At 28.8% G+C, this 12,204-nt stretch carries 10 protein-coding genes; 5 read left to right on the forward strand and 5 right to left on the reverse strand.

Features of this window, described 5'->3' with window-relative positions; genetic code table 11:
• The first annotated feature begins 7 nt into the window (after positions 1-7).
• Positions 8-739, forward strand: coding sequence for a diphthine--ammonia ligase (locus tag SHK09_RS09715; protein ID WP_319810576.1), 732 nt, complete (start codon positions 8-10; stop codon positions 737-739).
• Between the two features lie 17 nt (positions 740-756).
• On the opposite strand, the gene SHK09_RS09720 is transcribed toward SHK09_RS09715, so the two are convergent.
• Complete coding sequence (locus SHK09_RS09720; protein WP_319810577.1) at positions 757-2,352, reverse strand: hypothetical protein; 1,596 nt, start codon at positions 2,350-2,352, stop codon at positions 757-759.
• Between the two features lie 222 nt (positions 2,353-2,574).
• On the opposite strand from SHK09_RS09720, the gene SHK09_RS09725 reads away from it, so the two are divergent.
• Complete coding sequence (locus tag SHK09_RS09725; protein ID WP_319810578.1) at positions 2,575-6,591, forward strand: T9SS type A sorting domain-containing protein; 4,017 nt, start codon at positions 2,575-2,577, stop codon at positions 6,589-6,591.
• A gap of 19 nt (positions 6,592-6,610) precedes the next feature.
• On the forward strand, positions 6,611-6,769 hold the full coding sequence (locus SHK09_RS09730; protein ID WP_319810579.1) for a hypothetical protein: 159 nt from the start codon (positions 6,611-6,613) through the stop codon (positions 6,767-6,769).
• A gap of 208 nt (positions 6,770-6,977) precedes the next feature.
• Here the strand turns inward: SHK09_RS09730 and SHK09_RS09735 are convergent, their stop codons facing one another.
• The 4 genes from SHK09_RS09735 to SHK09_RS09750 all read right to left on the reverse strand — a co-directional run bounded on the left by SHK09_RS09735 (position 6,978) and on the right by SHK09_RS09750 (position 10,252).
• Entirely contained in the window at positions 6,978-7,871 is an 894-nt protein-coding gene (locus SHK09_RS09735; protein ID WP_319810580.1) for a hypothetical protein, read from the reverse strand.
• 170 nt (positions 7,872-8,041) lie between these two features.
• Complete coding sequence (mscL, locus tag SHK09_RS09740) at positions 8,042-8,452, reverse strand: large conductance mechanosensitive channel protein MscL (RefSeq protein WP_319810581.1); 411 nt, start codon at positions 8,450-8,452, stop codon at positions 8,042-8,044.
• A 49-nt stretch (positions 8,453-8,501) separates the two neighbouring features.
• On the reverse strand, positions 8,502-9,602 hold the full coding sequence (gene alr, locus SHK09_RS09745; RefSeq protein WP_319810582.1) for an alanine racemase: 1,101 nt from the start codon (positions 9,600-9,602) through the stop codon (positions 8,502-8,504).
• Between the two features lie 14 nt (positions 9,603-9,616).
• Positions 9,617-10,252, reverse strand: a complete 636-nt coding sequence (locus SHK09_RS09750) for a thymidine kinase (RefSeq protein WP_319810583.1) — start codon at positions 10,250-10,252, stop codon at positions 9,617-9,619.
• Positions 10,253-10,352: 100 nt separating this feature from the next.
• Here SHK09_RS09750 and SHK09_RS09755 point away from each other — a divergent pair, with 100 nt between their 5' ends.
• Together SHK09_RS09755 and SHK09_RS09760 are read left to right on the forward strand one after the other, a co-directional pair.
• On the forward strand, positions 10,353-11,198 hold the full coding sequence (locus SHK09_RS09755) for a hypothetical protein (RefSeq protein WP_319810584.1): 846 nt from the start codon (positions 10,353-10,355) through the stop codon (positions 11,196-11,198).
• Between the two features lie 10 nt (positions 11,199-11,208).
• On the forward strand, positions 11,209-12,192 hold the full coding sequence (locus SHK09_RS09760; protein ID WP_319810585.1) for a glycosyltransferase family 4 protein: 984 nt from the start codon (positions 11,209-11,211) through the stop codon (positions 12,190-12,192).
• The last annotated feature ends 12 nt before the right edge of the window (positions 12,193-12,204 follow it).

Genomic DNA, 12,204 nt, shown 5'->3' on the forward strand with positions numbered 1-12,204 from the left:
TGTTCCCATGAAAAAAACCTATTTTAATTGGAGTTCTGGTAAAGACTCTGCTTTGGCACTTTATAAAGTTTTACAAGATCCAACGTACAATTTAGATTTATTAGTTACTACTGTAAATAAAGATTTTAATAGAGTTTCTATGCATGGTCTTAGAAATGAACTATTGTTAAAGCAAGCAGAAGCTTTAGAAATCGATTTAAAAACAATAGCATTTCCTGCGGATGTTACTATGGATTTGTATTCGGAAATAATGAAAAAAGCGATGGACTCTTTATTAAAAAAAGGATATTCGCATACTATTTTTGGTGATATTTTTCTAGAAGATTTAAAAGCTTATAGAGATACAAAATTAGCTGAAGTGAATATAAAAGGAGTGTATCCGCTTTGGAAAAAAGACACAAAAGAAGTATTACAAGAATTTTTAGATTTAGGTTTTAAAGCAATTACTGTTTGTGTAAATGCAAAGTTATTGGGTGAAGAATTTGTTGGTAGAGTTATAGATGAACAGTTTATAAAAGACTTACCACAAAATGTAGATGTTTGTGGAGAAAATGGAGAGTTTCATACTTTCGTTTTTGATGGACCTATCTTTAAAAATCCGATTGATTTCTCTATAGGAGAAAAAATATTACGCTCTTACACGCTGCATGATAATGAAGATGACAACTGCCATCAAGCAAAGAAAGAAGAGTCTAACCACGACACTAGTTTTTGGTATTGCGATTTACTTCCGAAGTAAAAAAAAATGACTAAAAATTAATTGGTAGTAAGCGTTTGCTTAAAAGCATCTTGTAAATAGTCTACCAACTTAATACCTTTTTCTTTAAGTTTTAATTTATTTGTAATTCGGTATCTTTTACTTTCTACAGATCTTAAAGATGTATTTATAAATGCACCAATTTCTTTACTTTTAAAACCCATAAATAAATAATAACAAATTATAGTTTCAGAAGAATTTAATGTTGGGTGCTTCATAGAAATTTGATTAAAAAAATCTACATTAAGATCGTTTATTAAATCTAAATGATCTTCACCTTTTACTAATAAAATAGCGGTACTGTGATGAATTTCTTTATGAAGTTCTTTAATTTTACTCCTTTGGTCATCTATATCTGTAATAGAAGAAATAGTTTTTATTTCCTTTTTTAAATCAACAATATAGTTCTCTAATCCAACTACTTTAACCTTTAATTTCTCATGATTATTTTGAAGGAAAGAGTATTCGTTTGTTCGTTTCGTAAACTCTAATAGCATTTTTTTAATACTCTTATAGCGTACAATAACAAAAATTATTAGCACGATTAATAGTGTTGTTAAAAAGGCAATCCAATTTCTATTAAATTTTTTTTTATTAGTTTCAACTTCTAAAATTTCAGAATTTTCTATAAAAGATTCGTTTATACTATAACTGGCATCAATATTTTTTTTAATAAGACTTTCGTTAAGGTATTTTAAAGAATCGATATAATTATTTTTCCCTTCAACGTTTTTTAATTCATTATAATACGCTACATAATTTTTAAAATGATTTTCCTTGTCAGAATTATTCATATACTTAATCAACTCATCAGATTTTTTTAAGTAATGTAATGTTGAATCTGTTTTTTTCTTTTTTAAAAACATTTCTGTTGAAGCAATATGAATTGTAACGTCATGTATTTTATACAATAATGTCGAAATAGTAGTGTCTTTTTCTAATTGCTTAAATTCTTTATAATATTTAATACGATTTGTATTATCATTTAAGTAGGCGTAGTTAGAAGTAAGCATAAACAAAGCATACATGTAATAAAAGGAATCTTCTTTAATAGATTTGTAATAGTTTAACTTAGGAAGTATTAAGTTGTTACTTTTTTTAAACTCATCATTATATTGTGCTATATAAGCTTTCATTTGCATTACATCTATAAGCCCAAGTTTATCATTGGCTAAAGTGTAAAATTCCTCTGCTTTTTTTAAATAATTTAAAGCACTAGTATCTTTTTTTATGATGTATAAATTATAGAATAATTCGATGCTAGCTGCACCTGCAATTTCATATTTTTTTTCCTTTTCGGCATATTTAAGAGACAAAATATTATACAAGTATATTTTTGCTTGATCATTAAGATGGCTACTTATTACTGCTTTTAGATGATAATATTCTGCTATGCGCCCTTTAATATTATTTTCTAAAGGTTTGGGTATCGAATCTAGAAATTTATTTGCGATCCTCGGAAAATTATCTACTCTGTTACTTGCAGAATCTATATGAGTTAAAAAAACATTTTTGTCTTTCTCTTGCCCTTTTAGAGTTGTATTAACAATTAGAAAAGAGAGGCTAAAAAATATATATAAGATTTTTGATTTCAAAAAGGTATTGTTTAATGTTTTTAAAATAAGTATCAATATTACAAAAATACTAAAGGTTAGATATAAAATTGCTTTTATAAAATTAAAGTTTTGTTTAAATAATCTTTAACCAAAGAAAGTACTGCTATTATTAGGGTTGCGTAGTTTGTGCGTAGTTGTTTTTAAGGTTTATAACATGTTTTTTTTCACTTTTGTAGTACACATTTAAATATAAAATAAAACATGAAAAGAGCAGTACCCAAAGTTTATTTTATTTTATTTTTTATTGTTTGTTTTCAAGTAAACGCACAAACAGTAAATTATAAAAAAGAAGCCTCTAAAGAGAATAGTAATTTTTTTCAGATTGTAAAAGAAACAAGAAAACAGTTTTCTGAAAAAAGTAAATATTCTAAAAAAACAGAATCTAGATTAGATAAAAAAGAAAAGAAACAATTTGAACGTTGGGTTTGGATTTGGAAAGATAGAGTAAATGCAGATGGTACTTTTCCCAAAAATATAGTTAATAAAAAAGAGTATTTAGATCTTTTATTAAATAAATCTAATAATCAGTCTAAAAGTGTAGCGACTTCTTCTACAGAAAATTGGACACAAATAGGGCCAACAGCAATAGTAAATAAGAATGAAAATTTTGATTATCCAGGACCTGGTAGAGTAGACGTTGTAGCTGTAGACCCAAATGATGATATGATTATGTATGTTGGTACGCCTGCAGGTGGTTTATGGAAAACTACTAATGGTGGTGTAAACTGGGCTCCGAAAACAGATAATATTGCAGGTATGGGAGTTACAGATATAATAATACATCCTACAAGTACCAATATTTTATATATGGCAACAGGAGATAGAGATAGTTCTCATATTAGCTCTATTGGTTTATTTAAATCTACAGATTCTGGAGAAACTTGGAATCTTTTATCTGGCTTATCTTTTACTTTAAGTGAAAACGAATACATAAGAGATATTGCATTTGCACCTGAAAATCCATCTACTATATTTGCTCTTACAAATACAGAAATAAGAAGATCTATTGATAATGGAGTAACTTGGACGAATAGAAATGTTACTTCAGATGGTTCTTCTCCAATTACGTATGAAGAAAAATTTCAATCGATGGTTTTTGATCCTAATGATCCAACCAAAATTGTAGTTTCAGATTTTTATGATGGTATTTATTATTCTACAGATAGTGGAGATAATTTTATTTTACATTCTTTTTATACAGGTGGAGATAATCAAAAAATATTAAGAATTACAGCTTCTCCTGCAGATAACGACCATTTTTATGGTATTAATGGAGATGGTGTTTTTAGGAAATATCGTTTTTCTTTTAATGATACTGCAGCAGATTTAATTTCATCTACACCTGTTGCTGCTTTTATTAATGGTACTAATACTCCTTTTAATTCTCAGCAAGGTTATATACAATGTATTGCTGTTTCACCAACAAATGCTAATAATTTAATGGTTGGTGGTGTACAAGGTTGGAAATCTACAGATAACGGTACTACATTTTCTCCTGTACTAAATGCATATACAAACCCATTACCAGCAGGACAAATTCATGTACATGCAGATCATCATTTTTTATTATTTAAAGATAATACAACAATTATTAATGGAAATGACGCAGGACTTAGAATGGGATCTTTTTCACCAAGTTCAGATGCAGATTTTCCAGATATTTCTAGCGGTTTAATTATTACACAATCTTACAATATTGCTATTACACATGGTTTAAATAGTGATGATTATATGATGGCTAACCAAGATAACGATGGTTTTTCTAAAGTTTTTAAAGATGGCCAACAACAATGGGTAGCAGCAGTAGCAGGTGATGGTACAGGTACAGCTATAGATATTGCGGATTCTGCAATTAGATATTTAGGAGGAACTAATGGCCAACTAAATAGAACAGATGATGGTTATTCACTTCATTATGAAAATGCAACAGCTGTTTTGCCTTCTAATAAAACAGATGGGGCTTTTATTTCTCCCTTAGCATTGCACCCAACTATTGCAACAACTATTTATGCAGGTCATGGTGATGTAAAAAAATCTACAAATAGAGGGGGAAATGGTATTAGCGATTGGTCTGCTCTTAACTCTGGTTTAGTACAAACTTCTTTTTTAGATGTTTCTCTTAATAACTCGTCTGTTAGAATATTTGCAATAGGCGAAATTTCTGAAGTTTCAACACTTAGAAGAAGTATAGATGATGGTCTTACTTGGTCTACAATTACAAGTCCTGTTGGTGTAAAAATAAATAGTGTTTACGGTGTACCAAATACAAATACTGTCTATGCAACAGTTTCTAGTTATAGCGAGGGAAATAAAGTTTATAAGAGTATAAATAATGGAACTACCTGGACTAATATTAGTGGAGATTTACCTAATATAATAATGTTTAAAGTTCTTTTAGATCCTAATAAAAGTAATGAAACAATTTATGTAGGTACAGAGTTAGGTCTTTATTTTACAGACAATTCTACAACTAATTGGGTTAAATTAGGAACAGGATTACCAAACGTAAGAATAAGCGATATTAAAATAAGTAAAAATAACGGTAATATTTACGTGGGTACTTTTGGTAGAGGAATGTGGGTTTATAATGATCAGAAATATTTTGATGATATAACTGATAATAATTGGTCTACAATAGAAAATTGGGAAGGTAATAGCTTACCAACAGCTGTAGATAATATTTTTCTTAAAAATACAGAAGATGTTATATTAGATACAGATGCTGCAATAATTAAATCTTTAGAAATTGAAGATGGAGCATTTTTAACGATAGAAAAATCTAGAGATTTAACCATAGAAAATAACTTTACATCTACTGCTAATAATAGTGTTTTACAAATAAATTCTGACGCTACTGATAGCGGTGTTTTAATAGTAAAAGGAAATAGTACAGGTAAAGTTACTTATGTAAGAGGTGGTTTATTAGCTGCAAAATGGAGTCTTGTAACTTCTCCAGTAACCAATCAAAAAGTAAAAGATTTTACTTTAGATACAGCAAATGATATAAGAAAAAACACAAGTACAGGCACAGACCCAAATAGATTTGCAATTGCTAAGTATAATGATGCAAATGTAGCGAATGAAAAATGGGAGTATTTTGATGTGAATGTGGGAGCAGAGGTTGTCTTTGAAAACGGAATTGGATACACAATGTCTAAAGATTCTAATGGCGATGTAGCTTTTACAGGAACTATAGAAACCAATACTTTAAATGTAACAGCAATGCATAATAAATGGGTTGCTATTGGTAATCCTTTTACAGCATATTATCCTGCAAATAAAGGCGCTTTAGGAGATTTTGTACAAGAAAACACAACAAGGTTAGCAGAACAAGCAATTTATGTTTGGGAAGATAACCAAGAAAAATATGTTGCTTATGCAGCTCTTACTTCTTCAGGTCAAAAAGTAATAGCTCCAGGACAAGGGTTTTTTATAAAAATGAAAGCTACCGGAACAGATGAAATGGTTGTTTTTAATAATGAAAATTTAGGTACAAAAACGTCGCTTACAGGAAATTATACTTTTAGTAAAAGTACAGCTACTGTGCCTTTCATAAAAATATTTATTGCTAAAGGAAGCGTAAAAGTAAATACAGATGTTATTTTTTCTGAAAAAGCAACTACTGGTTTTGATGACGGACAAGATGTTATAAATTTTAGTAATTCTGAGTTTGATTTAACTACAAAATTATTAGACAATTCCAACGATAAAGAATACACAATTCAGTCTATTCCTAATGATAATTATAAGAATCAAGTAGTTTCTTTAAACTTAAAAGGTAAAGCAAAAGAAGAGATTATCTTTTCATCATTATTACAAGATTTACCAGAAGGAATAAAGGTTTTCTTAGAAGATAAAGAAACCAAAAAGTCTTATGAATTAAGTGAAACGAAGACTCATAAGCTAATCTTAGATAAAGATACAAATGGTTTTGGTCGTTTTTATGTTCATTTTTCGAAACAAGTATTAAGTTTAAATGAAGATGTTGTTACAAGAATTCAGGTTTATAATAACAATAACTTCTTACAAATTAAAGGAGTTACTGCTGGCTTTATAAAAATTGATTTATTTGATATTAATGGAAAAACTATATTTAATCAAACTAGAAAAGCAGACAAAATTAACCCTATAGATTTAAATAGTTTTTCTAAGGGAATTTATCTTGTAAAAGTTACTTCTGAAGGAAAATCAATTTCGAAAAAAATAATTATAAATTAAAAATCCTAATAGCCAATTTATGAGCATTAAAAATAACAAAATAGACAGAAAAGAAGCTTTAAAGCAAATAGGAAAATATGGTAAATACGCAAGTTTAACAGCATTAGGAACGTATTTAATTTTAAGTCCGCAAAAAGCGCAAGCCCAAAGTCCAGAACAACCAGGAATAGGGTTTTAATATATAATTAGATACTCATTTAATTTTATAAATTAAAAGTATTTTAAAATTGATAAATTGTTGGGGGGCAATTTATTATAGTGATTAATTTCACCAAAAAAAGGCTGTCTTATAAGACAGCCTTTTTGATTTTTCTTTTTTATTTAGAAAGCTTTATACTAATTCATAATACTTTAGCATTAAAATATTTAAAATAAGGATATTTTTCTTAATTATTTAAATTGTACGTTAAACCAACAGAGTAGTTTGTAGAATTTCCTAAGTTTCTACCATCAACTACTTTACCAAAACCTAAGCTTACACCTAATTCTGGAATAACATTTTTGTAAATTGTAGCACCAACTCTTGTATACTCTACTTTAGTCTCAGGAAAGTTTCCTGTAAAATTAGAAGCTCCAATATCTACTCCGTCAGAAGAAGATAAATAATCTACCCAACCTTCTACATAGAATAAAGAACTAGCATACCCAACTTTACCAGAAGAGTAATATGCATTTGGTACATCAAATTTATCTCCACCACCATTATTATCAGCTTTTCCTCTAATATGGTATGTGTTTAAAAATGAAGTAAAAAAACCAGAGTTTGTTTGTAAATGTAAGCCAGCAGTTAAATTAGTTGACACAGCGCCACTACCTAAAGATAAAATTCCGTTTGGTTCATAACCAGTTGGTATATCTACACCTAAAGCTGTAATTAAGTCTAAATTTCCTTTTTCAAAATTAACACTATATGCTTTATACTTTAATGCAATAGAAATATCTTGTAAATCATTTTGCTCAGTCGTTCCGTTTACAGGATCTGCTACTCCGTTACCTTCTGCAGAAATATAAGGAATACTTGCAATTACAGATAATTTGTTAGAGATACCATATTTAGCATATAAACTAAAAATGTTTTGTGTAATTTTTCCGTGAGCAGGAACTGCATCTAATTTTGTTTTACCTGCATAAAATTCTTCAAAATTACTAGATGTATAAGAAGCTGTTACAGAAAGAGCTCCTTTTTTTGGAGTAAAACCATCTATTAAACCTTGTGCATTTGTTTGAATTGTTACTAGTAAACCAAATACTAATCCTAAGAATAAATTATTTTTTTTCATTTTGTTATTTTATTAATTAGGCTCTTTTGTCGCAGTCGAAAAGTAATGATTACAAAGTTTTTTGCTTTTTTTTTAGAGAAATAAAGTACTAGGTAAGTATTGTTTTTTTAATAAAAAAAGACCAATCAAATAAATGATTGGTCTTTAATATCTTATAAGAATAAGTCTTCTTATTTCTTAGCTAATAAATCTCTTATTTCTGCTAATAAATCTTCTTGACTTGGTCCTTTTGGAGCTTCTGGAGCTGCTTCTTCTTTCTTTTTAGACTTGTTGTATGCCTTTACAATCATAAACATTACAAAACCAACAATAATTAAATTGATAATAGTATCAATCCAAGCACCATAAGTAATTGCATTTTCTGGAGTTGTAACTTTACCTGCTGCATCTAAAACTGCTTCAGATAAAACATGTTTTTGATCTGCTAAACTTACACCACCTGTAAATAAACCTACAATTGGCATAACAATATTACTTACAAATCCTTTTACAACTGCACCAATTGCACCTGCCATAATTACTGCTACTGCAAACTCAATTACATTACCACCAGTAATAAATTCTTTAAATTCTTTTAACATTTTAATCGATTTTAATTAGTTAATTAGATTGCAAAAGTAGTAAAAAAAACTAACCTTTTAACATTTTGTTAACACGTTGAGAAATTGCAGTTAAAGTTTCGTAAACAATTGTCTCTGAGATTTCTGCAATATTTTGTATCATTTCTTGATTATTGAATATAATAACTTCATCACCTTCCTTACAATCTATCTTAGTAATATTTACCATAATCATGTCCATACAAACATTACCAATAATTGGCGCTTTCTGATTATTAATCATTACAAAACCTTTATTATTACCTAGCTTTCTAGATAAACCATCTGCATGACCAACAGGAATTGTAGCTGTCTTAGTAGCTCTTTTTGCAACAAAAGCTCTATTATAACCAACACTTTCTCCTAATTTAATGATATGAATTTGAGAAATAATCGATTTTAAATTGTGGGTATTTTTTAATTGAGCTGTTTCTTTTACATCATTTCCAAAACCATATAAACCAATACCAACTCTAACCATGTCGAATTGTGCTTTCGAGTAATTTACAACACCAGAAGTATTTAAAATATGCAACATTGGTTCATAGTTTAAATGTTTAAAGAATTGTTGAACTATATATGCAAAATTATTAATTTGGTTAATGCTAAAATCTTGTTCTTCTAAATCTTCACTTGCTGCCAAATGAGAAAAAATAGACTGTACCTTTACGTGGTTTGTCTCTTTTAAACTAGATAAAATCTTAGGAATATCTGTATGCCAAAAACCTAATCTATTTAAACCAGTGTTAAATTTTAAGTGAATTGGGTAGTTCATTAAAGGCGCTTCATCTGCTAATTTTAAAAAAGCAGTAAAGATTTTAAAGTTGTATAGGTTTGGTTCTAATCTATACGTTACAATATCCTTTAAATTAGGTATTTGTGGGTGTAGAACTAAAATAGGCGTTTTTACACCGGCGTTTCGCAAAGCAATACCTTCATGCGAATATGCAACAGCAAAGTAATCTACTTTATCTTCTAGAAACTTGGCCACTTGTACACCATCGCTTCCATAGCCAAAAGCTTTAACAACTGCTAATATTTTTGTTTCTGGTTTTAATTTTTGTTTGAAATAATTTAGGTTATGTGTTAACGCATTTCCATCAATTTCTAAAACAGTAACGTGATTATTCATTTCTAGACTAAGTTTTATTTCGTATCGTTTAAGTCAGATTTAGTATTTTTAGAAGTTAAATCTGCTTCTTTTTGTTTTTGCATTGCTTTGTAATATGCAGCTCTACTTAAAGGCTCATATTCTTGCATTTCCCCTAGCATTACAATTTTATCACTTTTAGCTTTTCTAAAACTATAATGAGCTAAGTTTCCTGTATGCGTACAAACAGCATGTACTTTTGTAACATATTCTGCCGTTGCCATTAAAGCAGGCATTGGGCCAAATGGGTTTCCTTTAAAATCCATATCTAAACCAGCTACAATTACTCGAATACCTCTATTTGCTAAATCATTACAAACAGAAATAATTTCATCATCAAAAAACTGGGCTTCATCTATACCAACCACTTGTACATTGTTTGCCAAAAGGCGAATGTTTGCAGCTGCAGGAACCGGTGTAGAACGAATTCTATTATCATTATGAGAAACAACTTCCTCATCATCATAACGTGTATCTACAGATGGTTTAAAAATCTCTACCGTTTGTTTTGCAAATTGTGCACGTTTTAAACGTCTAATAAGTTCTTCTGTTTTACCAGAAAACATAGAGCCGCAGATTACTTCTATCCAACCAAATTGTTCTGTGTGATTTACTGTATTTTCAAGAAACATTTTGTAATTTTAGGCTTTAGAAATTTAAATTTTGTGTTACTTTGGGATTCCACAAATTTATGAATATTTACGATTAAAAATTAACTTCAACTTACAACTTATGCACAAAAAACTAGAAGCCGATTTAATAAGTTTAGCACACAGCATCTTACAGATGAAAAATAAAGAAAATGTGTTCTTATTAAAGCAAAAATCGAAGGAAATATATGAGAAATTATCTGTTTTAGCATTTGTTGAAGAGTATGTAAACTCAACTCCTAACCTAAAAGAAACTAAAGAAGAATTAATTTCTAAAGTAGAAATGGGTTTCGATCTTAAAGATGAAAATACACAAGAAACCGAAGAAGTAACAGACGTTTTAATAGAAGAAGCAGTTGCTATTAGTATAGAAGAAGATTTCTTTGAAGAAGAGAATGAGAAATTGGCAGCAGAAATTGGCGATGGTTTTTCTGAAGAAGAAATTGAAGTAGAAGAAACAATAGAAGAAGTTAACGAATATTTAGAAGTAGAAAAGGAAGATGAAATAGAACAACCTTTTGACGATTTAGAAGGTTTAATCTTTGGAGAAGTAAAACCTACAAACTTTAAAGATGACCCAAAAGACATTGGAGATCGAAAAGCATTAACTTTAGAAGAAGAGTTAAAAGATACAATTCCTGTAGATGTTATTGCTAATTTATTTGAGCCAATAAAACCGGCTTCTTTAAATGATAAATTACATACTAATATTCAAATTGGTTTAAATGATAGAATTATTTTTGTTAAGAATTTGTTTGAAGGAAGTCAGGAAGATTTTAATAGAGTAATTTCTCAATTAAATACATTAAAAACAGAAAAAGAAGCAAAAAAGTTTATTAATAAGATGGTAAAACCAGATTATGATTGGTCTAAACAAGAAGAGTTAGAAAACCGATTAATAGATATTATTGAACGTAAATTTGCTTAAAAATTAGCTTTTGAAACCAATATTAATACAAACTCATTTTCATAAACGTAGAACTGGCGTTACTAGAAGTATAGAAAATGTATTGCCTTTTTTTAACGAGAAATATGAAACCTATTTATATGGTTATGGTGCAAAAGGGAAACATATTTCTACATCAGAATTAAGAAAAATATTATTTTCTAATAGAGAAGTTGTTGTGCATTGCCATAGAAATAATGAAATAATGCGCATGTTATTCTTTCGTTTTTTAGGAGCCAAGTTTAAGTTAATAGCAACTCGACATGCAGAAACTGTACCTTCTGGTTTAACAATGAAGTTACTTAAAAAAGCAGATAAAGTTGTTACGCTTATAGAAAGCATGAGTAATAAGTTAGGTATTCATAATACAATTGTTGGGCATGGAGTAGATGTTAATTTTTTTAAGCCTAAAGAAAATGTAAACTTAAAAAATATTAACCAAAATAATATTATTTTATGTGCTGGTAGAGTTAGAAAAGCAAAAGGACATTTAGTATTGTTAGAGGCTGCAAAAGTATTAAAAGAGCATAGAAGTTGGGCTTTAGTAATTGTTGGTAAGGTAGATAAACCTGCATTTTTAGAAGAGTTAAAAGGGCTTTCAAAAAAATATTCTATAGAAAAACAAGTTTATTTTGTTGACGAAACTACAGATATTGTTGCTTATTATCAAGCATCAAAAATTGCAATTGTACCTAGTTTTTCTGAAGGATTTTCTTTAGTAACAGCAGAAGCAATGTCTTGTGGTTGTGCTGTTATTGCTACAAAAAATGTAGGTGTTCATTCTTCTTTAATAAATAACTCTAAAAATGGTTATTTGTTTGAAGCAGGAAATAGTACTGAATTAGAACGTTTGATAGTGAAAACAATAACAAATCAAATTCCGCTTTTAGGAAGTGAAGCAAGAGCAGAAATTCTTAAAAACTGGAGTGCAAAAAAAGAGGCACAAAATTTAATAAAAGTGTATCAATCAAATTAATTAGAAAAGAAG

Source organism: Polaribacter sp. PL03 (assembly GCF_033875165.1).
Classification (GTDB): domain Bacteria; phylum Bacteroidota; class Bacteroidia; order Flavobacteriales; family Flavobacteriaceae; genus Polaribacter.

Excerpts from the sequence above, each read along its gene's own strand:
- SHK09_RS09715 (WP_319810576.1), top strand. The coding sequence starts at position 8 with ATGAAAAAAACCTATTTTAATTGGAGTTCTGGTAAAGACTCTGCTTTG.
- SHK09_RS09725 (WP_319810578.1), top strand. The coding sequence starts at position 2,575 with ATGAAAAGAGCAGTACCCAAAGTTTATTTTATTTTATTTTTTATTGTT.
- SHK09_RS09730 (WP_319810579.1), top strand. The coding sequence starts at position 6,611 with ATGAGCATTAAAAATAACAAAATAGACAGAAAAGAAGCTTTAAAGCAA.
- SHK09_RS09735 (WP_319810580.1), bottom strand. The coding sequence starts at position 7,871 with ATGAAAAAAAATAATTTATTCTTAGGATTAGTATTTGGTTTACTAGTA.
- mscL (WP_319810581.1), bottom strand. The coding sequence starts at position 8,452 with ATGTTAAAAGAATTTAAAGAATTTATTACTGGTGGTAATGTAATTGAG.
- alr (WP_319810582.1), bottom strand. The coding sequence starts at position 9,602 with ATGAATAATCACGTTACTGTTTTAGAAATTGATGGAAATGCGTTAACA.
- SHK09_RS09750 (WP_319810583.1), bottom strand. The coding sequence starts at position 10,252 with ATGTTTCTTGAAAATACAGTAAATCACACAGAACAATTTGGTTGGATA.
- SHK09_RS09755 (WP_319810584.1), top strand. The coding sequence starts at position 10,353 with ATGCACAAAAAACTAGAAGCCGATTTAATAAGTTTAGCACACAGCATC.